Genomic DNA, 21990 nt, shown 5'->3' on the forward strand with positions numbered 1-21990 from the left:
GCCGGGGACATTTTATTGCTGTGCCAGCTGATTACGGCGGTACTCGCCCTGACGTTCGAGCATCCAGCCCGGATATTCACGCGGCAGTGCGCTGACCGCATCCAGCTGTTTCAGCTCGTCGTCCGTCAGACGGATTTCGGTGGCAGCGATGTTATCCGCCAGCTGATCCGGACGTTTGGCCCCGATGATCACGCTGCTAACCACCGGCTGATGCAGCAGCCACGCCAGTGCAATTTGTGCCACCGACACGCCTTTGCTTTCAGCGATATTGCGCATTACGTCGATGCAATCGAAACCACGCTCTTTGTCTACCGGTGGGAAGTCGAACTCCAGACGGCGGCCACCTGCTTCGTTTTGCCCATCTCGTCCATATTTACCGCTGAGGAAACCGCCTGCCAGCGGGCTCCAGACCATCAGCCCGACGCCTTCGCTTTGCATCATCGGCACCAGTTCGCGTTCGAGGTCACGCCCGGCAATGGTGTAATACGCTTGCAGTGAGGCAAAACGCGACAGGCCCAGCCGCTCGGAAATGCCCAGCGCCTTCATGATTTGCCACGCCGACCAGTTCGACACCCCGATGTAGCGCACATGGCCGTGCTGCACGAGATTGTCCAGCGCGTACAGCGTCTCTTCTATCGGCGTAGCCGGGTCGAAGCCGTGCAGCTGAAACAGGTCGATATGATCGAGCTGCATCCGGCGCAAGCTCTCTTTGACGCTGTTGATGATGTGATAGCGCGAGCTGCCGCGTGAGTTCACACCCGCGGTGCCGGTTTCGCCAAACACTTTGGTCGCCACCACCACGTTTTCGCGCGGCACTTTGAGGTTTTTCAGCGCCTGGCCGGTGATCTCTTCCGAGCGCCCTTCCGAATAAACGTTGGCGGTATCGATAAAGTTGATGCCCGCATCCAGCGCGCTGCCAACCAGCCGCTCGGCGTCCGCCTGCTGCAGTTGGCCAATTTTACCCCACATTCCGCCTTCGCCGCCGAACGTCATGGTGCCAAGGCACAGTTCGGACACAAACAGACCGGTATTGCCTAATTTCTGGTAACGCATAACTTTCTCCTCAGGGGATGTCGTTGGTGTGTGTCGTATAGTTATAACCACACGCCTGCGTTTGCGAATGGGGCGTTCCTGCCCGTTTCTTGCCCAATTCTCTAAACCTTAACCGCGAGGCGCATCGCCGAATACCGAATAATCCGGCAGATGCACGTCCTGATAAGTTTCCCAGCCACCGCCCAGGGCTTTATACAGCGCGACTAAATCGATGCGACTTTGCACCTGCGCCTGAGCGTGCTGCTGCTCCGCCTGCGCCAGTTGCCGCTGCGCATCCAGCACGTCAATGAACGTCGCGAGCCCCTGTTTGTAGCTGTCACTGGCGAGGTTAAAGGCGCTTTGTAACGCGTCAATCGTGCGCTGCAATGCCTGTTCTTGTTTCTGGTCGCTGCGATAGCTCACCAGCGAATTCTCAACGTCGCCGAGCGCCGTCAGCACGGTTTGCCGATACTGAAGCACTTGCGCGCCCTGCTGCGCCCGCGCCAGTTTGACGCTGGAGACCAGCCGTCCGCCCTGGAAAATGGGAATCGAAATCTGCGGGCCGACACTGTAGAAATGACTGCTCCAGTCGGTAAGCCAGTTAGTTTCGGTATTACGCAGACCAAACTGGCCGTTCAGCGTCAGGCTGGGGAACAGTTCTGCCACAGAGACACCAATTTGCGCCGTGGCGGCATGTAAATTGGCTTCGGCTTCGCGCACGTCCGGACGGCGGCGCGCCAGGGTCGACGGGATGCCGGTTTGCACCACGTCAGGTAAGTTCGGCAGCGGCTGCGGGGTGCGCAGTTCGCCATCCAGCGCGCCCGGCGGTTTGCCGAGCAGAATCGCCAGCGCGTTCATCGCCTGTCGTTCCTGCGCTTCATACTGTGGGAGTTGCGCTTCAAGATTTCCCAGCTGTGCGCGGGCGTTTTCGACGTCCATCTGCGGCGACAGCCCACCCTTCTGTCGGCTTTGCGTCAGCTCCAGGGTTTCCTGGGCGCTGGCTATCTGCGTATTCATGGTTGCCATAATGCTCTGCGTGCCACGCAGCTGGAGCCAGGCGCGGGCGACTTCCGCCTCCAGCGACACCAGCGCATCGTTGCGTTGTTCAATTGCCGCCTGCTGTTGCGCTTTCGCCGCTTCGACCTGACGCCGTACTTTTCCCCACAAATCGAGTTCCCACTGCGCGTCAAAGCTGCCCTGATACAGGTGAATCGGCTCGGTCAGCGGCTGTAACGCGCCTTTCAAATCCGGGTCAACATTATCAATCTGGCTATAGACGCCCTGAGAGTTCAGCTCGCCTTCAACACCCAACTGCTGGCGCGTGGCCTGCAAATTCCCGTTCACCGACGGGAAGAACGCGCCGTTGGCTTGATTGAGCTGTTCACGCGCCCCGGCGATACGCAGCGCGGTTTGTTGCAGCGAGAGATTGCCGATGATCGCCCTCTCAATCAGGCTGTTGAGTTCGGCTGAATTGAACGTCGTCCACCAGCGCGTATTCACCGCCTGGGTCGCGGTTTTCGAGGCCGCCGCGTTGTCTCCGGGATCATTCCAGTGCGACGGCGTTTTCGGCTGCGGTGACAGGTAATCCGGCCCGACGGAGCAACCCGCCAGCAGTAATGCGATTCCGGACAGGGCAAAAGGTATGCTTCTGTACATCGTCAGTGTGCTCCTGCGCTGCCTTCGCTCTTAATTGGCGAAAGCAGTAAACAAAACGGGATCAGGCATAGCGCCACCACGCTCAAAAGAGTAAAGACATCGACATAGGCCAGAAATCGGGACTGAGCGATGAGCTGCTTATACATTTGTCCCCCGGCCAGACTCAGCGGGTCACCCACCTGAGTGGTGAAGTTGCGGATTCCTTCCGCCACCTCTTTTAGCGTGAGCTGGAAAGATTCGTTAAACGGCGTGGCGTTATAGGCCAGATAGGCGCTGTGGGTTTGTGCTCGTTCGGTTATAGCCGCAGTGGAAAGCGAAATACCCACCGATCCCGCCACGTTACGGAACATGGTGAACAGCGCCGCGGCATCGGCATTCAGCCGGCGTGGTATGGAGACAAAGGCAATAGTGGTCAGTGGCACAAACAGGAATCCCAGCCCTAATGATTGGGCGCACCGGAACAAGACCAGCGTTTCAAAATCGATAGCGGGCGTCAGATTTCGCGACCAGAAGAAGGACACCGCCAGCAGAGTAAAACCAAAAGCGATTATCCAGCGGGTTTGTACAATCGGCATCAACTTGAGCACCAGCGGAATGGTGAGCACGATAAGCACCGCGCCCGGCGACATCACCAGCCCCGACCAGGTGGCGGTGTAGCCCAAATCCTGCTGAGCGAGCTGAGGGATAACCACCGAACTGCCGTACAAGATCATCGCCATGCCCGCCATCAGCAGGCAGGAAATCGCAAAGTTACGATCTGTCATACAGCGTAAATCCACTACCGGTTTGCGGGCGTAAAGCAGCCAGTAAATCGCCCCGACAATACCAATCAGCGTCAGCACCGCAAAGGTGATAATAAAGTTCGAGTGGAACCAGTCGTCGTCCTCACCGCGATCGAGCATCACCTGCAAACAGCCCAGTCCAAGAGCAATAAGTCCGATTCCGGTCCAGTCGATGCTGGCTTTACCTTCGACTTTTTTCTCCCACGGCGGGTCTTCAAGCAGCTGATACACCGCCAGCACCGTCAGAATGCCGACCGGGATATTGATAAAGAATACCCAGCGCCAGGAGTAGCTGTCGGTTATCCAGCCGCCGAGGGTTGGGCCCATCACCGGGGCAACGATAATCGCTATCGACGACAGGCCGAACGCCTTGCCCCGGTCTTCCGGTTTGAAGTAATCAAGCAGCACCGACTGCTGCGTGGGCTGTAAGCCGCCGCCAAAAAAACCCTGCATCACGCGAAAGAGAATGATTTGCCAAAGCTCTGTGGCGATGCCACACAGAAACGAACAGATGGTGAACATCACGATGCAGATGATGAAGAACTGTTTGCGTCCGAGCAGGCGACTTAAGAAGGCCGAAATCGGCAGCACGATACCGTTCGCCACCAGATAGCTGGTTAACACCCACGTGGATTCGTCGTAGCTGGCCGAAAGTGACCCGGCAACGTGGGGCAGCGCCACGTTGACGATAGTGGTGTCGAGAATTTCCATAAATACCGCAAGGGTGACAACGATCGCCACCGCCCACGGATTGCTGGCGGGCCGCCAGTTTTCATGGCTGCTGTCGGTCATTCCACCGTTACCTTCGGCTCAACAGACAGGCCCAGCGGTAACGGATGATTCGCATCCAGGCCTTTATCAATCACGATTTTCACCGGTACGCGCTGAACTATCTTCACGAAGTTACCGGTGGCATTTTCTGCCGGGAAGGCGGAGAACTTCGCCCCACTGCCCTGCTGAATACTGTCGACATGCCCTTCCAGTTCTATGTCCGGCCACGCATCGACCGACACGCTGACTTTATTCCCCGGCTTCATTCTTTCAAGCTGAGACTCTTTAAAGTTGGCGGTTATCCATACGTCCGTTGAAACCAGAGAAAACAGTGCGGTGCCCGCCTGCACCAGAGTGCCGTTTTGCACATTACGCTTGGTGACGAAGCCGTCAAACGGAGCTCGCACTTCGGTATAAGAAAGGTTCAGATCCGCCGTTTCCAGCTGGGCTTTGGCCTGATCGACCTGACGCTCACGCGCCTCAACGTTAGTTTCCTGCTGACGGATTTGCAGCTGCACCTGATCGGCCACTTCCAGCTGCGCCTTGGCGCTGGCTAATCCTGCCTGAGCACTGCGCAGTTGTGCATTCGCCGAATCGATATTCTGTTGAGTGGTCGCCCGCGGATCGACGCCGCGCTGACGACGGTATGACGCTTCAGCGTTAGCTAAATCGGCCTGCGCTTTCAGTACCTGCGCGCGCGCTTCATCGCGCTGAGCGGGATACTGCACTTTTGACAACGCCAGCTGTGCCTGCGCCTGATGGAGTTGCGCCACCGCCAGCCCCAGCTGGGCTTTCGCCTGGGAACGCTGGGCGGTGTTATCGCGAGGATCAATAACCACCAGCAGATCGCCTTTCTTCACCCGCTGGTTATCGGACACTTTCAGCTCGGTCACGTAACCTGCAGCTTTTGGCGCGATAGTCACCGCGTTGCCGTCGGTAAACGCATCGTCAGTGGTTTCCTCATTGCGGGTCAAAAACCACCACACCAGCGCAATGATCAGCATCACCACGACCACAATCCCCAGAATGATTAACGGCTTCTTTCCGGGTTTCTTACAAGTGGGTGTCTCGTTATTTTGTTCTTTTTCAGAAGGGGTATTCGTCTCTGCCATAGCGTCACAACGGTCCTGTGGGTTAACGGCGTAACACATTCGCCGTTCACTAAACTTAGGAGGTTGCTCTACATTTGCCAGGAATTTGCCAGGAAATCCTGACAAATCCGCACTATCTGACAAGGCTCAACAGGACAAAACCGACCAGCGCAGCCCACAGCAGCATCGGGATGGAATAGAGGTGGAAATGCCACCAGATGCGCCGGCTATTGGCCATACGCAGCGCAATCAGGTTGGCGAGTGAGCCGGGTAACAGGCCAAATCCGCCGACGTTTACCGCCCAGGCCAGCAGCATGGATGGTGGCACATAGTTAATCAGCAAAATCGTGGACGGTACGTTACTTATCACCTGCGACAGGCCGATGGCCGTCAGCCAGAGCCCCACGTCAGATAAACCGCCGACGCCGGATAACGTATGATGCAGCGCCGGAAGCTGGGTCATCAAATGCACATCCACAAACATCGCCATGAACACCAGCAGCAGCGTCCAGTCGACACTGAACACCACGCGCCGCTCGAGGATCAAGAAACCGACGGCGAGCACCGCCAGGCCCCATAGCGCCTGATGCATCTCAAGACTCAGCAAAAAAATCAGGTAAAACGCGAGACAGCACCAGACCAGCTTTGGCTTCCAGTCCGGCGTGCGTTCCCCACTCTGAAAATGCAGCGCTTTGGCGGGAAAGCAAAACCAGCACAGCACCAGCAGCGTGAGCATCATCGCCAGCGCCAACGGAGTCATTTGCCAGCTGAATGCCAGGAATGACACTCCGGAGCGACCCCACAGCAGGATATTTTGCGGATTGCCAATCGGCGTGAGCAACGAGCCTGCGTTTACCGCCAGTGCCTCAAAGATAATCAGTCGATTGACCGGAATAGCGCTCCATTTTTTCAAGGTCAGGGTCAGCGGCACCACGATAAACAGCGCCACATCGTTGGTCAGAAACGTAGACAGAACCGCCGCAGCCAGCACCATAAACATCGCCAGCTGGCGTTCGGTCACGAAACGTCGCGCCATTTTACGGCCCAGCACGTCGAAATAACCGCTCTGCTCGACGCCTTTCGTCAGCAGCATCAGACCACTCAGGGTAACGATGGTGTGCCAGTCAATGGCAGCGGGCCAGGAAGCAGGATGAAACGGGACAAATAAAGAAAGGAGGAAACCGGTGAGGATCAGCAGATGTAAAAAGCGGTCACGTAATAGCGACCGCAGAAAAGGGAGGTTCATTCAGCGAGCAGTCCTGCCTGTAGGGTAAACTGACGGAAGCGTTCCAGCGTCTCTTCGCTGACGTGGTGTTCCATTCCCTCTGCATCGCGGCGGGCAGTGTCCTGGCTTACGCCGATCGCCAATAAAAAGGTTTCCACGATCTGATGACGTTCGCGAGTTTCCTGCGCCAGCTTCTCGCCTTCCGGGGTCAGAAACACGCCGCGCCAGGGGATCTGCTGGATAAGCCCAACGCCTGCCAGACGTTTCAGCATTTTCGCCACCGTCGGCTGGGACACGCCTAAACGCGCCGCCATATCCACCTGCCGCGCTTCGCCCACTTCACGGATAAGGTCGGAAATCAGCTCAACGTAATCATCAATCAGCTCACGGCGATGCGCTTCTCGCACCTGACGAAAGCCTTCAACATGTTCTTCAACATTGACCAATTGCGTCACTTTTTTTATTCCTGGAGTGTCCGGGCGACGGCTCATTATGCTTCCTCTTCTCGCTGTGACGCGTCAGTGCATCAGACAAAGGAGCACCATTGTATAGGATCGTGACCAGAGCACAAAAATTTAACGTTTTAGCCATAGCTATGTAATATAGCCTGTGCTATATCTGTATGTAATACGAACATCCTTCATGGAGTGAAGGTCTGAAACGTTCAGGAGGTTGTTATGAACGAACTCAAGAGGTGCTTAAACGTGTTTACCCATTCTCCCTTTAAAGTGCGCCTGATGCTGATCAACATGTTGTGTGACCTGTTCAGCAACAAACCGCAGCAGGACAAGCCTTCTCATTAATGCGGCGTCGCGGTACGCCGCTTCATTTTTGTGTCATAAACGCCAGTCATACTGCCCCGTTGACAGCAAAAACCCCTTCTTTTTTCCGGATTTGTAATCGCCTTCGCAAAACAATTCATTATGAGTAGTTGACGTAACTATTCATCAACTTTATCTTCTCGCATCCCTGCAGCTTTTGCGCTTCGTCGAACTCCTTTCTACACGCACTGCCAGGCAGGCTTTACCCTTTGACGCCAGGGGACGCACATGGCGGCTTTTTGATTGTGACCTATGAATGTAACGCTGAAAGAAACGCTTGGCGCGCGTGGTATGGCGCTTAACCCATGGACCGGATTTTACTTTTTACAATCGCTGCTGATGAATCTGGCGCTGGGATATTCTTTCAGCCTCCTGTATACCGTCGCATTTACCTGCGTCCTGCATGTGCTATGGCGTGCGGCGCCGCGCACGCAGAAAGTCCTGCTCGGCATTTATTCCCTGGTGGCGGCTTTTTATTATCCGTTTGGTCAGGCTTATGGCGCGCCAAACTTTAATACCCTGCTGGCGCTGCATTCGACCAATGCCGAAGAATCCACGGAAATCCTGACTATCTTCCCGTGGTACAGCTATTTCATGTCTGTCTTTATCTTCGCGATGGGCGTGATTGCGGTGCGCCGCAAACAGCAAGCCAAACGCGCGTGGAGCAAAATCGACATCCTGTGTCTGCTGTTTTGCGTCGGCGTCGCGTTTGTGCGTCCGGTTCAGGAAATTGCGTGGGATGGCGTGTTCCGTATCAGCAAAATCGGCTATCCGGCGGTGCGCTTCGTGCACGACGTGGCGATCAGCAACCAACAGGTGCTGGATGAACAGGCGCGTCTGGCGCAGTTTTCCAACCTGAAAGATACCTGGAATGTGGTGGCGGTGAAGCCTAAATATCACACCTACGTGGTGGTGATTGGCGAGAGCGCGCGCCGTGATGCGTTGGGCGCGTTTGGCGGCCACTGGGATAACACCCCGTTTGAACGCGACGTGAACGGCACGCTGTTTACCGACTATATTTCCGCCAGCGGCTCAACGCAGAAATCACTCGGTCTGACGCTCAACCGCGTGGTTGACGGCAAACCGCTGTATCAGGATAACTTCGTGACCCTGGCGAACCGCGCCGGTTTCCAGACGTGGTGGTTCTCGAATCAGGGCCAGATTGGCGAGTACGACACCGCCATTGCCAGTATCGCGAAACGCGCGGACGAAGCGCATTTCCTGAAAAACGGTGATTTTGAAGCGGATAAAAATACCAAAGACGAAGATCTGCTGAAGATGACGGCGCAGGTGTTGTCCACTGAACGCACTCAACCTCAGCTGATCGTTCTGCACCTGATGGGATCTCACCCACAGGCCTGCGATCGTACCCAGGGTAAATACACTGATTTCGTGAAGTCGGAAGAAACCTCATGCTACCTCTACAGCATGACGCAAACCGACCAGCTGCTGAGCAAACTCTACGATCAGCTGCGTGGTTCCGGCGACAGTTTCTCGCTGGTGTATTTCTCTGACCACGGCTTAGCCATAAAAGAACGCGGCAAATCGGTGCAGTATCTGGCGCATGATGACAAGTTTCAGCAGAACTTCCAGGTGCCGTTCCTGGTACTGTCAAGTGATGACAAAACCCATCGCGTGATTAAAGCGCGTCGTTCGGCGAACGACTTCCTGAGCTTCTTCTCGCAGTGGACCGGCATTCAGGCGCAAGAAATTGCTACGCCGTACCGTTTTGTGTCGAACCAGAAGGCTGGCCCGGTCTACATCACCAACTTCCGGTTGCAGAAAGTGGATTACAATCACCTCGGAACGGATGTCTTCGATACCGCCGCTCACTGATTCTTCTCTCAGGAATTGAAGACAAAAAATCCGCCGTTGGCGCAATGCCGATCAGTTAAGGATCGGTTGACCGATCCTTGAACTACGGCTTCCACTACAGGGAGCCGTTTTTTATGCCACTTCTCAACGACCTGCTCGACTTCTGCGACCATCAGCTCATGCCACCGCCGTCTGCCTGGCGATATGGTTATATACGGCGGGTATGAGTGCAATTAGGATGCTAAGCAATTATACGAATAGCGATAGCTCTATTACGTTACGCCAACTTGCGAAACGACCATTTTGAATGGCAAACAAACTGACATGATTAGCTGACTGTTGTATTTAGTCCTGGCAGAAGGCCATTTTGTGAGTTCTCACATTGCATATCTTGTTTCATAAAATCCAATGAAATAAGTAACAAGCCAAGGATAAATGGTGTTTCAAATAACTCTTCAATGAGATCCTGGTAATTTAAGTCATGTAGGAAAATAGGAGATAAGAGACGATGATGCTCTACTGTATCTGCCAGTAAAAACGTGGTGACTACTAGCATGCAGGTCCACAAGGGAATACTCCACGTTTTAAACCGAACAGCAATTGCTTTACGTAATTGCGATGAAAGCAAGTATGAAAGGACAAGACTGGCAATGAGGATCACTGAAATGCTTCGAAACACTGCTTTTGGTAATTCAGGGAAATAATCTCGCCCCCAACTGGTACTTCTCCCCAATAGCACAACCCACCACAAAACAGACCACAACCAGAACTTCCTCGATCCCTCAGTGAGTTGAAATGGTTTCATATAACTGAAGGTGAGCACGGCACCCAGTAAGAGTAATATGGCCTGTGAGTTCTCGATCATTGTAACAGTATGCCCATGCAATAAAGGCAGACCTATATCTGCAGAAAAAGGAATCAGGCAACTTATAAAAGCCAATAAGATCGTAGCAGGGGTAGGTTTGATATTAATATTCATAATAGGCGCAGCCTGTTGGAAAGTATTTTTCGAGTATGAATCAAACCTTAAGAAAACATTAAACCCTATGTGCCATTATCGAAATGGTAACCCTGTAATTTGTTTATTATTAAATTAACATTAACATTAACATTAACATTCGCAAACTACTCTAATAATAAAACGCTGGTAATTGCTGAAATCATATGAAAATCAAAGAAACATAAAAAAGCGCCATCGGAAATGAGCTTTAAGTTCGCGTTTCAGTTCATCGCGACAGAAATGATAGTGCCGGGAAATACAGTGTCAGCGGGGACCATCCCGAAACGTCTGGAGCACCTGCGGGGGAATCTGGAGGGGCTGTTATAACAAAACGCCCCCGACCATCAAGGCCGAGGGCGGTTAATATGTCAAAAACCCGCTATCCGGTAAACTGACATGCCAGTCCGCTTAAGTGAATGGCATTACGCCGTTGGCGAATTTTTATTATCACCGAAGTGATTAGAAGCGGTAACCCACACCTGCGATCCAGGTGCCAACGTCCACGCTACGAATACGAGACTGCTCGTAAGAGAAGTCCAGTGCAACGTTTTCGATTGGGTTGAACTGCATGCCTGCGCCGTAGGAGAAACCGTAGTCGCTCATGTCGGATTTGCTAGCCGGGAAGTCGTTAGCCTGGAATTTACCGTAGCCAACACCTACTACACCGTAGATGCTTGCCCAATCATTGATACGGTAAGCCGGGCCAGCAGTGATGCCGTAGTACTGTGATTTGTTGTAAGCGCCGCTGTCGTTACCATTTTTTTCGGTGTAGGTGAAAGAACCGATCACGCCGAGTGGGTTATTGTCCTGCTCGTAACGGTATTTCAGGTTGAAACCACCTGCCTTGTTCGCTTCGCCCTGCATATCGCTCTGAGCGTAGCCACCAGTAACGGTAGAAGTTGCAGCTACTGCGGTACCTGCGGTTGCAGCCAGTACAAAGGCCACTGCTGAAAGACGTGCAATTTTATTCATAACCACCTCAAATGTGCTTCAAGTAAGTCCGTAAGTTTTAAATATATCAAAATTTAATTAAAAACTCTTTGCGATTGTTGTTGTCTAAGGGTCTCAATCATGTAACCAAACGTTTCCACCACTGACAATCCCTATTGAAAATCATCAACTTCCTCGCTGATTTTGCCATTATTGCGCGCATTTACTGGCTCATTCATCCAGATTAATCCTAAACTGGCGGAGTTTTCATCCTTTGACTGAACTTTATTGTACGGTGCTTTTCTTCGCTTTTTTTCAACAATGCATAAACCAGAAAGGGGTAATTCATTTACACTGCCTCTTTTACTTCCTTTGACAAAAATTGACAGGAGAAAGGATGCCAGGCTTATCGCGTAAGCTCCCGGTATGGTTGCCGATACTCGTAATACTGATTGCCATGTGTTCAATTCAGAGCGGCGCGGCGCTGGCGAAATCGCTTTTTCCCCTGGTGGGCGCACCCGGCGTAACCGCCCTGCGTCTGGCTCTCGGCACCCTGATTCTGGTATGCATCTTTAAACCCTGGCGTTTGCGGTTCACCCGAGAGCAGCGGTTGCCATTGCTGTTTTACGGTTTGTCGCTCGGGGCAATGAACTACCTCTTCTATCTTTCCATCCAGCGCATTCCGCTCGGCGTGGCGGTAGCGCTCGAATTTACAGGCCCGTTAGCAGTGGCGTTGTTTGGTTCCCGTCGCGCGGTGGATTTTGTCTGGGTCGCGCTGGCGGTGCTGGGCCTGTGGTTCCTTCTGCCGCTCGGTCAGAGCATCGCCCACGTCGATTTAACCGGCGCAGCGCTGGCACTGGGTGCCGGGGCCTGTTGGGCGGTCTACATCATTACCGGCCAGCGGGCGGGAGAAGAGCACGGCCCTGCCACGGTGGCGATGGGCTCACTGATTGCCGCGGTGGTATTTGTGCCAATTGGCGCTTTTCAGGCGGGAGACGTGTTGTGGCAGTGGTCAATTTTGCCACTCGGTTTGGGCATTGCCATTTTGTCCACGGCGCTGCCCTACTCGCTGGAAATGATCGCCCTCACCCGCTTGCCGACCCGCACCTTTGGCACGCTGATGAGCATGGAACCCGCACTGGCGGCAGTCTCAGGGATGCTGTTCCTCAATGAAACGCTGACCGGCACGCAGACCCTCGCCCTGTTGGCTATCATGGCCGCTTCGATGGGCTCGACGCTCACCCTGCGCCGCGAGAGTAAAATAGAAAAAGTCGATATTAGTGAGTAACATTGTGCCGCAGGGTTATATCCCCCTGCGGCCTTTATAATTTATTTCCCTGACTCAATGATTTTCATGCGTAAATATTTCGTCAATAAACAGACCTTTCCTGGATAATTAGGAATAAGTTACAAACAAATGGCCTATCTCTTTGTTTGCAAACAATTTAATCACCTTCAATGCCACCCACGCTATTAAACCAATAGGTATTAACTTTCCGGCAGCATGAACAACCAGTGCTATACTTATTTCCGGTAATTCACTGGGACTATTAGATCAAGAGGATATAAAATTATGAGTACCGCTAAACTGGTCAAAACCAAAACATCTAATCTGCTCTATACCCGTAACGATGTATCGGATAGCGAGAAAAAAGCGACTATCGAGTTGCTTAATCGCCAGGTTATCCAGTTTATTGACCTGTCACTGATTACCAAGCAGGCTCACTGGAATATGCGCGGTGCAAACTTTATTGCCGTCCATGAGATGCTTGACGGCTTCCGCACAGCGCTTATTGACCACCTCGATACCATGGCAGAACGTGCCGTGCAGCTGGGGGGTGTCGCACTGGGAACCACGCAGGTTGTAAACAGCAAAACCGCGCTGAAAAGCTATCCGCTGGATATCCACACCGTTCAGGATCACCTGAAAGAGCTGGCCGATCGTTACGCGATTGTTGCCAACGACGTGCGTAAAGCCGTTTCCGAAGCCAAAGACGAAGACACCGCAGACATCCTTACTGCCGCATCACGCGACCTGGATAAATTCCTGTGGTTCATCGAATCTAACATCGAATAAGTATTTGTTTTACTTATCCCTCAAAACCCCTCTCCCGAGGGGTTTTGCACTTTTATAGTGCATCAAACGCCGTTCCCCACCTGCATAAGTAAACCAATTGTAATTATCACTTCACACAATCGTTAACGAAAGATTGTTTTATCACCGCAATTTGCGCTTAATAACCCCACGACCTGGCCCACGCCTGACGCGCACCATTTTGGTGCCTCACCGTGGTGCATATCGTGTGCCTTGCAACCTTTTTTGTGCAACAAACGGCTAACGCCTCGTTGCAAAACAACACGTTGTAAAATTGGCACGATTCTTTCATATGCGGATTGTTCTCGCAGGGGATTGCCCCGTGGTTATAAAAGGAAATGCTATGAAGTCTGTATTTAAAGTTTCACTGGCTGCACTGACTCTGGCCTTTGCAGTTTCTTCTCAGGCCGCGGAAAAACAGCTGGTTGTGGCCACCGATACCGCGTTCGTTCCGTTTGAATTCAAACAGGGCGACAAATACGTCGGTTTCGATATTGATTTGTGGGCCGCTGTTGCCAAAGAACTGAAGCTCGACTACACCCTGAAGCCAATGGATTTCAGCGGCATCATTCCTGCACTGCAGACCAAAAACATCGACCTGGCGCTGGCCGGGATAACCATTACCGACGAACGTAAAAAAGCTATCGACTTCTCTGACGGCTACTACAAAAGCGGTCTGCTGGTGATGGTTAAAGCCAACAACAACGACATTAAAAGCGTGAAAGACCTGGACGGTAAAGTTGTCGCCGTGAAGAGCGGCACCGGTTCCGTAGATTACGCGAAAGCCAACCTCAAACCGAAAGACCTGCGCCAGTTCCCGAACATCGACAACGCGTATATGGAACTCGGCACCAACCGTGCTGATGCCGTTCTGCACGACACCCCGAACATTCTGTACTTCATCAAAACCGCAGGCCACGGCCAGTTCAAGGCTGTCGGTGAGTCTCTGGAAGCACAGCAGTACGGCATCGCGTTCCCGAAAGGCAGCGACGACCTGCGTGAGAAAGTGAACGGCGCACTGAAAAAACTGCATGAGAACGGCCAGTACAACGAAATCTACAAAAAATGGTTCGGCACTGAACCAAAATAATGACGGTTAATTAGACGTAAATTTATCAGGGGCGGCCTTTCGCCCCTGCTCATTTTGAACCACGGTAAAACGGTAACAGGAACATATTATGCAGTTTGACTGGAGCGTCATCTGGCCTGCCATTCCAATCCTGCTGGATGGCGCCAAAATGACTCTGTGGATTTCGGTCCTCGGGTTAGCGGGCGGTATTATTATCGGCCTCGTCGCGGGTTTAGCCCGCACCTACGGCGGCTGGATTGCCAACCATGTGGCACTCGTCTTCATCGAGATTATTCGCGGTACGCCTATCGTCGTCCAGGTGATGTATATCTACTTCGCCCTGCCGATGGCCTTCCCGGATATTCGCATCGACACCTTCACCGCCGCGGTTATCACCATCATGATCAACTCCGGGGCCTACATCGCGGAAATCACCCGTGGGGCCGTGCTGTCGATTCATAAAGGCTTCAGCGAAGCGGGCCTCGCGCTCGGACTGTCGCGCCGGGAAGCCATTCGCCACGTAATCATGCCGCTGGCGCTGCGTCGCATGCTGCCCTCACTGGGCAACCAGCTGATCATCAGCATCAAAGATACTTCGCTGTTCATCGTCATCGGCGCGGCCGAACTGACCCGCAGCGGCCAGGAAATTATCGCGGGTAACTTCCGTGCCCTGGAGATCTGGACCGCCGTCGGCGTGATTTATCTGATCATCACCCAGATCCTGAACATCGCGCTCCGCATTCTTGAAAGAAGGATGAAAATCCTGTGATTGAATTTAAAAACGTCTCCAAGCATTTTGGGCAAACCCAAGTGCTGCATAACATCGATTTGAACATTACCAAAGGTGAAGTGGTTGTGATTATCGGGCCGTCTGGTTCCGGTAAATCCACTCTGCTGCGCTGCATCAACAAGCTCGAAGAAATCACCAGCGGCGACCTCGTGGTCGATGGCCTGAAGGTCAATGACCCGAAAGTCGACGAGCGCTTAATTCGCCAGGAAGCCGGCATGGTATTCCAGCAGTTTTACCTTTTCCCACACCTGACAGCGCTGGAAAACGTGATGTTTGGCCCACAGCGCGTGCGCGGTGCATCCAAAGCCGAAGCCGAAAAAGTGGCGAAAGACCTGCTGGCCAAAGTCGGCCTTGCCGAGCGCGGGCATCATTACCCCTCCGAGCTTTCTGGCGGCCAGCAGCAGCGTGTGGCGATTGCCCGTGCGCTGGCGGTGAAACCGAAAATGATGCTGTTCGATGAGCCGACCTCTGCGCTCGACCCGGAGCTGCGCCATGAAGTGCTGAAGGTGATGCAGGATTTGGCTGAAGAAGGCATGACGATGGTTATCGTGACTCACGAAATCGGCTTTGCCGAGAAAGTGGCATCGCGTCTGATCTTCATCGATAAAGGCCGCATTGCCGAAGATGGCAACCCACAAACGCTGATCGACAACCCGCCGAGCCAGCGCCTGCAGGAATTTTTGCAGCACGTGTCATAATGCCCTGCTCTCCCCTGCCCTGGGGGAGAGAATCCTCCCAAAATCGGTCCCCCCTCCCTGAGTCGCTATACTTATCATTTTGTTAATGATTTGAAAGGGAGTTGCCTGTGCCGTGGATCCTGTTGCTTATTGCGACGCTGTTCTGTGCCCCGCTACAGGCGGTCACTATTCCCGGCGTGACCACATCTGCCACCAGCCCGGCTTCTCAAACGCCGCCCACTGAACCCGACGCAGCGCAGAAAAAAGCCGCTTACGCAGCGCTGGCCGACGTGCTGGAAAATGACTCCTCGCGTCAGGAGCTCATCAAACAGCTACGCAGTGCCGCTGCTACACCGCCGCAGGAGAAAGTGCCTCAGCTCACGCCGCCGCCCGTCAGTGCAGAAAAGACGGTGCTGGAAAGTGTGACTGACGTTAGCCGTCACTACGGTGAAGCGCTCTCCACCCGTTTTGCCCAGTTGTGGCGCAATATCTCGACCGCTCAGCATAAGCCTTTCAATTCACAGACCTTTAGCAACGCAGTGAGCCACTTTTTGCTGCTGGCGGGGCTGGTCTTCGCCTTCTACGCCCTACTGCGCCTTTGCGCTCTGCCGCTGTATCGAAAAATGGGGAAATGGGGACGGAAGAAGAACCGCGATCGCAGCAACTGGCTGCACCTGCCCGCGATGATCACTGCCGCAATGATTATCGATCTGTTGCTGTTGGCGTTGACGCTGTTCGTCGGGCAAATGCTGAGCGACAGACTCAACGGCGGTAGCCGTACCGTGGCCTTTCAACAAAGCCTGTTCCTGAACGCCTTCGCGTTGATCGAGTTCTTCAAAGCCATCCTGCGCCTGATTTTCTGCCCGCGCGTGCCGGACCTGCGTCCGTTCACTATTCAGGATGAGGCCGCTCGCTACTGGAGCCTGCGCCTCAGCCTGCTGAGCGGAGTGATTGGCTACGGACTTATCGTCGCGGTGCCTATCATGTCCAACCAGGTGAACGTCCAGACTGGGGCGCTGGCCAACGTGGTCATTATGCTGTGCATCACCGTCTGGGCATTGTGGCTGATTTTCCACAACAAGAAGGCCATTACCGAAAGCCTTATCGGGCTGGCCAACCGTTCGCTGTCCTTCTTTAGCTTGTTCATTCGCGCCTTCGCACTGGTCTGGCACTGGATCGCCAGCGCCTACTTTATCGTGCTGTTCTTTTTCTCACTGTTCGACCCGGGCAACAGCCTGAAATTCATGATGGGCGCGTCGGTCAGAAGCCTCGCCATCATTAGTATCGCCGCATTTATCTCCGGAATATTGTCTCGCTGGATTGCCAAAACCATCACGCTCTCACCAGAAACGCAGCGTAACTATCCGGAGCTGCAAAAGCGGCTGAATGGCTGGCTTTCGGCGTCGCTGAAGGCCGCGCGGATCCTGACGGTTTGCGTATCAGTGATGCTGCTGCTCAGCGCCTGGGGACTGTTCGACTTCTGGAGCTGGCTGCACAACGGCGCGGGCGAAAAAACGGTGGATGTGCTGATCCGCATCGCGCTGATTTTGTTCTTCTCGGCCATCGGCTGGACGCTGTTGGCGAGCCTGATAGAAAACCGGCTGGCGTCCGACATTCATGGCCGCCCGCTGCCGAGCGCACGCGCCCGCACGCTGCTAACGCTGTTCCGCAATGCCCTGGCGGTGGTCATCAGTACGATCACAGTGATGATCCTGCTGTCGGAAATTGGCGTGAACATTGCACCGCTGCTGGCGGGTGCCGGTGCATTGGGGCTGGCGATATCCTTTGGTTCGCAGACCCTGGTAAAAGACATCATCACCGGGATTTTCATCCAGTTTGAGAACGGCATGAACACCGGAGATTTGGTCACCATCGGGCCGCTGACCGGCATGGTAGAACGGATGTCGATTCGTTCGGTAGGCGTGCGTCAGGATACCGGCGCGTACCACATTATTCCGTGGTCCTCGATCACGACCTTCGCCAACTTCGTTCGCGGCATTGGTTCGGTTGTCGCGAATTACGATGTGGATCGTGGAGAAGACGTTGATAAGGCCAATGACGCCCTGAAAGCGGCGGTGACGGAGCTAATGGAGCAGGAAGATATTCGCGGGCTGGTGATAGGTGAACCGTCGTTTGCCGGGCTGGTTGGGCTGACCAACACCGCCTTCACGCTACGGGCGTCGTTCACTACCCTGCCGTTAAAGCAATGGACGGTGCGTTTTGCGCTGGATGCGCAGGTGAAAAAGCACTTCGATAAAGCGGGGATCCGCGCGCCGGTGCAGACGTATCAGGTACTGCCTTCGCCCGGCAACCCAGCATTAGCAGCGCCTGAGCCGCCAACGCCGAATCAACCGACGCTATGATTAACGGGCGCGAACCACAAAGCGACGGCGCTTGTCCTCATCGAGGAAAGTCCAGGCGATGAAGCGGCTTTGCTTCTGACCCTGGGCCATCTCTTTTTTCACCACTTTCACCGCACCGGCTTCAGTCAGCGCGGAATAGAGCATCGGCAGATTATCGCCGCGTGACACCAATGAAGTGAACCACATCACCTGACGACCATACTCGCGGCTTTCGGCGATCATTTTACGGATAAAGGCCACTTCACCGCCTTCACACCACAGTTCCTGATTCTGACCACCAAAGTTCAGGGTCTCGTGTTTCTGCTGGCCGAGATTGCGACGCTTACGTTCGTTGCCTTCGCGCGCACTTTCAGCGGAATCATGGAACGGCGGGTTACAGACCATCGCCTCGAAGAATTCATTTTTATGGATCATGCCCGCGAGGATTGCCTGCTCATCCTTTTGACGACGCAAACGAATCTGACGGCTCATGCCCGGGTTAGCATCAATAATCGCCTGCGCCGCGGTGAGGGCTTCGGCGCTCACTTCGGTGCCGGTGAAACGCCAGCCGTATTCGTGGCTGCCGATCAGCGGATAAATCAGGTTAGCGCCAGTGCCGATATCCAGCACGCTGGCGTTTTGCGGCAGGCTGCCGTTCGCTTCAGTCAGCAAATCCGCCAAATGATGCATGTAGTCTGCACGGCCCGGGACCGGTGGGCAGAGGAAACCGTCTGGAATATTCCACGCTTTCACCTGATAAAAGTGCGCCAGCAGCGCCTGGTTCAGGGTCTTTACCGCGTCGGGATCGGCAAAGTTAATGGTCTGCTCCCCGGCCGGGTTGGCGACGATAAACGCTGCAAGTGCCGGTATGTCCTTGCACAGTGCGGGTAAATCGTATCGGTCGTGGTGACGATTACGCGGGTGTAATCCTGGCTTTTGAGCTTTCATAGCTTCCTCCTGTTGACGGCGCGTAAGATACCCGTTGACGCGGGTGGCGTAAATAAGTGAGTCTTCTTATTATTTCACGGGACAGGTGCACCATGTATTTTTATCAGCCTTCAGACGGTCACGGACTGCCGCACGACCCCCTCAATGCGATCATTGGCCCACGCCCAATTGGCTGGATTGCCTCCGTCGATGCGCACGGAAAACGCAATCTCGCGCCATACAGCTTCTTTAACTGCTTTAACTATCGTCCACCGATCATCGGCTTCGCCAGTAGCGGCTGGAAAGACAGCGTGCAAAATATCGTTGAAACGCGCGAATTTGTCTGGAATCTCACCACGCTCGACCTTGCCAGCGCCATGAATGAAACCTCAGCCAGCCTCGCTCACGGCGAAGATGAGTTTGTCCGCGCCGGGTTGACGCCTGTCGAAAGCCGTCTGGTTCGCGCCCCGCGCGTGGCGGAAAGCCCGGTGAATTTCGAGTGCCGCTTATCGCAATGCATTCAGCTCACTGGCGCAGACGGCACGGCGGTGGATACCTGGCTGGTGCTTGGTGAAGTGGTGGCGGTGCATATTGATGAATCACTGCTGGAAAACGGCATTTATCAGACCGCAAAAGCCAAACCAGTGCTGCGTGCCGGCGGCCCAAGCGCTTACTACAGCATCGACGAAAGCCAGCGATTCGATCTGATTCGCCCTGATGCCCGATAATTCCTCTTTCGATCAGCCACTTATTTGTGGCTGATTTGTCAGTTTTTCGTCAAACAATGTCGTTCAAAAAACGAGCAGATCATCATCAATTTTTTACGGCATGTCACATTTCCTCAGCACCTACACTTACGTTATCCCCCGTGGATACAGAGAGGATGTGCACATGAAAAGATTGTTGCTTCTGGTCGCTGCTGGTGCGTTGTCGATGCTCTCTTTTTCGGCTTCCGCCGAACCTCAACAACTCATGAAAGGTGACACCGGACAATTGCGTCCGTCAGGTACAGTGTCGGTTTCTGGTGCTGATGACTTTGGCGATCTTCAGGCGAAGCTTGCAGAAAAAGCGCAGCAGGAAGGGGCTAAAGGGTATGTGGTTAACTCCGCCAGCGGTGATAACAAAATGTTCGGCACCGCTACCATCTACAAATAATCTGTTGAAGTTATTCCGCTCAGAAAAGCGCCTCACATTGCAGGCGCTTTCTTTTTCCCTCTAAGGAACACCCTCTAAATCATCACAGAATAAACACTTTAAAAATCCTGTTAGATCGGTGTATAGTTCCGACATTACCCGCAATATGTAGATTTACTGACAAAACTACAGCTTCCAATACAGCGTAACCGGTTGTCTTTACGCGCACACTTTCATACAAGAATCGTCGCGATCTGTGCCCTTAAAAGGTCACGTTCGACTTCAACCCGATTTTCAGCTTAGGCGCTGGTTTTATTTTATTAATAATCAGTAATTTATTAATCATTCAAAAAATTCGATTAAGTCCATCAAGTCTATTCGATTTTATCTTTCGCAAAAAAACGTGATACTCATCACATCGACGGAACAACGTCACATTTAAAGAATAACCTGCGAGAGATTAACCATGAAAACCATTAAAACTGCTGCTGTTGCCATCGCTCTTTCTGCTCTTTCTTTCGGCGTGTTTGCTGCACAGCCTGTGTCCCCGACTGAAGCGCAGAGCATGAACAAAATCGGTACCGTATCTGTAGAAGGCGCGACTACGCTGGATGGTATGGAAGCGAAACTGGCTGAGAAAGCCGCTGCGGCAGGTGCTACCGGTTACAGCATTACGTCTGCTAACACCAATAACAAAATCAGCGGTACTGCGGTGATTTACAAATAATCATCGGAACAGATTTAACCCTCATTGACCTTTAGGCTATGCCTGCTGTACCTGAATAACCCTCATTATTTATTCGCCCGTCCACGCCACTGGACGGGTTTTTTTATGCCTGTAAATCACCAGCAGTCGTTGACCCGTTGCAGGCCAGCGGCAACATCAGCCACTTCTCCGGTCGCCACCAGGCAACAGGCCATCTGAATTTTCAGTGATTCAGGTACCGGCTCTATGCCCGCAACGCAACGCTCAATCCATCTGGCCGTCACTTCAGGATCTTTCGATTCTGGCAGCAGTGCTTCCCGCAGCGCATCTTCGCGTTCGACAAGCACCCGCGTACCGTGGCTGTCAATCAGGCTAATCTGCGGGCAACGCTGCGGATTGGCATAAACCTCACCTTCCGTACCGTGCATCAACAGCGCACGGCCACCGATCCCCTCAAAGAATTTCCCGACGCGCGGCACATATTCCGGGTGTGAAACGCTCGACAAGCGCAGCGCGGTATCTTCGCCAAATGGCGTGGCAAGCTTCGCCAGGGTGTGTGCGCTGTTACGCACCCCCATCCGCCAGCGCAGGCCGAGCTGAGTTTCGAGCGGCGGGCAGAACGCGCCAATCGGCATGTACACCGGCTGATGGCCGTCGAGCTTCGCCTGCGCCTGCCCGGCGTGCAGCGTCGGTTCGATACCCAGCAGAGTGAAAACGGTTTCGGTCAGCACGCGGCCTGGATCGTGGCTGACGCCGTGAACCAGTACCGGGAAACCGAGTTTGTGCAGCAGCATCGCCAGCAGCGGCGTGAGATTCGCCTGCTTGCGCGCGCCGTTATAACTTGGGATAACAATCGGCATCGGCTTCGCTACCGGTGGCGTCAGGCTGACCGTATGCTGCTGCATTGCCTCATAGAAGCCCTGCATTTCGGCCTCACCCTCGCCTTTAATGCGCAGCGCAATCAGAATGCCGCCAAGCTCCAGATCCGGCACGTCGCCTTTCAGCATCTGGGTATACAGACCGCGAGCCGTATCGGTGTCCAGGTCACGGGCGTGGTTTTTGCCACGACCGACTTCTTTAATAATTTTGCGATAGTCCATGTATCTCTCCGGAAGCCATGCCGCGAA

The 21990-nt window shown here is 53.7% G+C and carries 21 protein-coding genes and 1 pseudogene; 12 read left to right on the plus strand and 10 right to left on the minus strand.

Annotation, left to right across the window (positions count from 1 at the left end):
- Window positions 1-12: 12 nt before the first annotated feature.
- The 6 genes from MUU47_RS20065 to mntR all read right to left on the minus strand — a co-directional run bounded on the left by MUU47_RS20065 (window position 13) and on the right by mntR (window position 7048).
- The gene (locus tag MUU47_RS20065) at window positions 13-1053 is read right to left on the minus strand and encodes an aldo/keto reductase (RefSeq protein WP_258989925.1); all 1041 of its coding nucleotides are present in this window, start codon (window positions 1051-1053) and stop codon (window positions 13-15) included.
- Between the two features lie 108 nt (window positions 1054-1161).
- A complete protein-coding gene (locus MUU47_RS20070; RefSeq protein WP_258989926.1) occupies window positions 1162-2688 on the minus strand; it encodes an efflux transporter outer membrane subunit in 1527 nt (508 codons plus the stop codon).
- Window positions 2689-2690: 2 nt separating this feature from the next.
- Window positions 2691-4262, minus strand: a complete 1572-nt coding sequence (locus tag MUU47_RS20075; RefSeq protein WP_258989927.1) for a DHA2 family efflux MFS transporter permease subunit — start codon at window positions 4260-4262, stop codon at window positions 2691-2693.
- On the minus strand, window positions 4259-5353 hold the full coding sequence (locus MUU47_RS20080) for an HlyD family secretion protein (protein WP_258989928.1): 1095 nt from the start codon (window positions 5351-5353) through the stop codon (window positions 4259-4261). The genes MUU47_RS20075 and MUU47_RS20080 overlap by 4 nt, the downstream gene beginning before the upstream one ends.
- Before the next feature lie 112 nt (window positions 5354-5465).
- Complete coding sequence (locus MUU47_RS20085) at window positions 5466-6578, minus strand: anion transporter (RefSeq protein WP_258989929.1); 1113 nt, start codon at window positions 6576-6578, stop codon at window positions 5466-5468.
- Window positions 6575-7048 (minus strand): manganese-binding transcriptional regulator MntR, encoded by a 474-nt coding sequence (gene mntR, locus MUU47_RS20090; protein ID WP_258989931.1) that lies wholly within the window; start codon window positions 7046-7048, stop codon window positions 6575-6577. Before mntR ends, MUU47_RS20085 begins: the two co-directional genes overlap by 4 nt.
- Before the next feature lie 186 nt (window positions 7049-7234).
- Here mntR and mntS point away from each other — a divergent pair, with 186 nt between their 5' ends.
- Both mntS and MUU47_RS20100 read left to right on the plus strand, forming a co-directional pair.
- Window positions 7235-7360, plus strand: a complete 126-nt coding sequence (gene mntS, locus MUU47_RS20095) for a manganase accumulation protein MntS (RefSeq protein ID WP_125354542.1) — start codon at window positions 7235-7237, stop codon at window positions 7358-7360.
- 270 nt (window positions 7361-7630) lie between these two features.
- Window positions 7631-9214, plus strand: a complete 1584-nt coding sequence (locus MUU47_RS20100) for a phosphoethanolamine transferase (RefSeq protein WP_258989932.1) — start codon at window positions 7631-7633, stop codon at window positions 9212-9214.
- A gap of 307 nt (window positions 9215-9521) precedes the next feature.
- Here MUU47_RS20100 and MUU47_RS20105 read toward each other — a convergent pair whose 3' ends face one another.
- On the minus strand, window positions 9522-10172 hold the full coding sequence (locus MUU47_RS20105; protein WP_258989933.1) for a hypothetical protein: 651 nt from the start codon (window positions 10170-10172) through the stop codon (window positions 9522-9524).
- 192 nt (window positions 10173-10364) lie between these two features.
- Between MUU47_RS20105 and MUU47_RS20110 the strand changes: the two are divergent.
- Window positions 10365-10588 (plus strand): annotated as a pseudogene (locus MUU47_RS20110) (IS4 family transposase); the annotation flags it as partial.
- Window positions 10589-10652: 64 nt separating this feature from the next.
- On the opposite strand, the gene ompX reads toward MUU47_RS20110, so the two are convergent.
- Window positions 10653-11165: an outer membrane protein OmpX gene (gene ompX, locus MUU47_RS20115; RefSeq protein ID WP_258989934.1), complete on the minus strand. Its 513-nt coding sequence runs from the start codon at window positions 11163-11165 to the stop codon at window positions 10653-10655.
- Window positions 11166-11520: 355 nt separating this feature from the next.
- On the opposite strand from ompX, the gene rhtA reads away from it, so the two are divergent.
- The 6 genes from rhtA to ybiO all read left to right on the plus strand — a co-directional run bounded on the left by rhtA (window position 11521) and on the right by ybiO (window position 18117).
- A complete protein-coding gene (rhtA, locus tag MUU47_RS20120) occupies window positions 11521-12411 on the plus strand; it encodes a threonine/homoserine exporter RhtA (protein ID WP_125354540.1) in 891 nt (296 codons plus the stop codon).
- A 285-nt stretch (window positions 12412-12696) separates the two neighbouring features.
- Window positions 12697-13200 (plus strand): DNA starvation/stationary phase protection protein Dps, encoded by a 504-nt coding sequence (gene dps, locus MUU47_RS20125; RefSeq protein WP_110510008.1) that lies wholly within the window; start codon window positions 12697-12699, stop codon window positions 13198-13200.
- Window positions 13201-13561: 361 nt separating this feature from the next.
- Window positions 13562-14308 (plus strand): glutamine ABC transporter substrate-binding protein GlnH, encoded by a 747-nt coding sequence (glnH, locus tag MUU47_RS20130; protein ID WP_159773544.1) that lies wholly within the window; start codon window positions 13562-13564, stop codon window positions 14306-14308.
- A gap of 88 nt (window positions 14309-14396) precedes the next feature.
- Window positions 14397-15056 carry a glutamine ABC transporter permease GlnP gene (glnP, locus tag MUU47_RS20135; protein WP_258989935.1) on the plus strand — a complete coding sequence of 220 codons (660 nt, stop codon included), beginning with the start codon at window positions 14397-14399 and terminating at the stop codon, window positions 15054-15056.
- Window positions 15053-15775, plus strand: a complete 723-nt coding sequence (gene glnQ / locus MUU47_RS20140) for a glutamine ABC transporter ATP-binding protein GlnQ (protein ID WP_159773546.1) — start codon at window positions 15053-15055, stop codon at window positions 15773-15775. The genes glnP and glnQ overlap by 4 nt, the downstream gene beginning before the upstream one ends.
- 107 nt (window positions 15776-15882) lie before the next feature.
- The gene (ybiO, locus tag MUU47_RS20145; protein ID WP_258989936.1) at window positions 15883-18117 is read left to right on the plus strand and encodes a mechanosensitive channel protein; all 2235 of its coding nucleotides are present in this window, start codon (window positions 15883-15885) and stop codon (window positions 18115-18117) included.
- Here the strand turns inward: ybiO and rlmF are convergent, their stop codons facing one another.
- Complete coding sequence (gene rlmF, locus MUU47_RS20150) at window positions 18118-19044, minus strand: 23S rRNA (adenine(1618)-N(6))-methyltransferase RlmF (protein ID WP_258989937.1); 927 nt, start codon at window positions 19042-19044, stop codon at window positions 18118-18120.
- A gap of 92 nt (window positions 19045-19136) precedes the next feature.
- Here rlmF and MUU47_RS20155 point away from each other — a divergent pair, with 92 nt between their 5' ends.
- The 3 genes from MUU47_RS20155 to ybiJ all read left to right on the plus strand — a co-directional run bounded on the left by MUU47_RS20155 (window position 19137) and on the right by ybiJ (window position 20884).
- Complete coding sequence (locus MUU47_RS20155) at window positions 19137-19751, plus strand: flavin reductase family protein (RefSeq protein ID WP_258989938.1); 615 nt, start codon at window positions 19137-19139, stop codon at window positions 19749-19751.
- A gap of 163 nt (window positions 19752-19914) precedes the next feature.
- Window positions 19915-20178, plus strand: a complete 264-nt coding sequence (locus MUU47_RS20160; protein ID WP_159773552.1) for a YdgH/BhsA/McbA-like domain containing protein — start codon at window positions 19915-19917, stop codon at window positions 20176-20178.
- 445 nt (window positions 20179-20623) lie between these two features.
- Window positions 20624-20884, plus strand: coding sequence for a DUF1471 family protein YbiJ (ybiJ, locus tag MUU47_RS20165; RefSeq protein ID WP_159773554.1), 261 nt, complete (start codon window positions 20624-20626; stop codon window positions 20882-20884).
- Window positions 20885-21000: 116 nt separating this feature from the next.
- Here ybiJ and ybiB read toward each other — a convergent pair whose 3' ends face one another.
- On the minus strand, window positions 21001-21963 hold the full coding sequence (gene ybiB, locus MUU47_RS20170; protein WP_258989939.1) for a DNA-binding protein YbiB: 963 nt from the start codon (window positions 21961-21963) through the stop codon (window positions 21001-21003).
- Window positions 21964-21990 lie beyond the last annotated feature (27 nt).

Source organism: Scandinavium hiltneri (assembly GCF_024764835.1).
Classification (GTDB): Bacteria; Pseudomonadota; Gammaproteobacteria; order Enterobacterales; family Enterobacteriaceae; genus Scandinavium; species Scandinavium hiltneri.

Bases quoted from the DNA above. Each gene is read 5' to 3' on its own strand.
- MUU47_RS20070 (WP_258989926.1), bottom strand. From the start codon at position 2,688: ATGTACAGAAGCATACCTTTTGCCCTGTCCGGAATCGCATTACTGCTG.
- MUU47_RS20105 (WP_258989933.1), bottom strand. From the start codon at position 10,172: ATGAATATTAATATCAAACCTACCCCTGCTACGATCTTATTGGCTTTT.
- MUU47_RS20160 (WP_159773552.1), top strand. From the start codon at position 19,915: ATGAAAAGATTGTTGCTTCTGGTCGCTGCTGGTGCGTTGTCGATGCTC.
- rlmF (WP_258989937.1), bottom strand. From the start codon at position 19,044: ATGAAAGCTCAAAAGCCAGGATTACACCCGCGTAATCGTCACCACGAC.
- glnH (WP_159773544.1), top strand. From the start codon at position 13,562: ATGAAGTCTGTATTTAAAGTTTCACTGGCTGCACTGACTCTGGCCTTT.
- MUU47_RS20085 (WP_258989929.1), bottom strand. From the start codon at position 6,578: ATGAACCTCCCTTTTCTGCGGTCGCTATTACGTGACCGCTTTTTACAT.
- MUU47_RS20065 (WP_258989925.1), bottom strand. From the start codon at position 1,053: ATGCGTTACCAGAAATTAGGCAATACCGGTCTGTTTGTGTCCGAACTG.
- glnP (WP_258989935.1), top strand. From the start codon at position 14,397: ATGCAGTTTGACTGGAGCGTCATCTGGCCTGCCATTCCAATCCTGCTG.
- MUU47_RS20155 (WP_258989938.1), top strand. From the start codon at position 19,137: ATGTATTTTTATCAGCCTTCAGACGGTCACGGACTGCCGCACGACCCC.
- mntS (WP_125354542.1), top strand. From the start codon at position 7,235: ATGAACGAACTCAAGAGGTGCTTAAACGTGTTTACCCATTCTCCCTTT.
- rhtA (WP_125354540.1), top strand. From the start codon at position 11,521: ATGCCAGGCTTATCGCGTAAGCTCCCGGTATGGTTGCCGATACTCGTA.
- MUU47_RS20080 (WP_258989928.1), bottom strand. From the start codon at position 5,353: ATGGCAGAGACGAATACCCCTTCTGAAAAAGAACAAAATAACGAGACA.
- MUU47_RS20075 (WP_258989927.1), bottom strand. From the start codon at position 4,262: ATGACCGACAGCAGCCATGAAAACTGGCGGCCCGCCAGCAATCCGTGG.
- dps (WP_110510008.1), top strand. From the start codon at position 12,697: ATGAGTACCGCTAAACTGGTCAAAACCAAAACATCTAATCTGCTCTAT.
- ompX (WP_258989934.1), bottom strand. From the start codon at position 11,165: ATGAATAAAATTGCACGTCTTTCAGCAGTGGCCTTTGTACTGGCTGCA.
- mntR (WP_258989931.1), bottom strand. From the start codon at position 7,048: ATGAGCCGTCGCCCGGACACTCCAGGAATAAAAAAAGTGACGCAATTG.
- ybiJ (WP_159773554.1), top strand. From the start codon at position 20,624: ATGAAAACCATTAAAACTGCTGCTGTTGCCATCGCTCTTTCTGCTCTT.
- MUU47_RS20100 (WP_258989932.1), top strand. From the start codon at position 7,631: ATGAATGTAACGCTGAAAGAAACGCTTGGCGCGCGTGGTATGGCGCTT.
- ybiB (WP_258989939.1), bottom strand. From the start codon at position 21,963: ATGGACTATCGCAAAATTATTAAAGAAGTCGGTCGTGGCAAAAACCAC.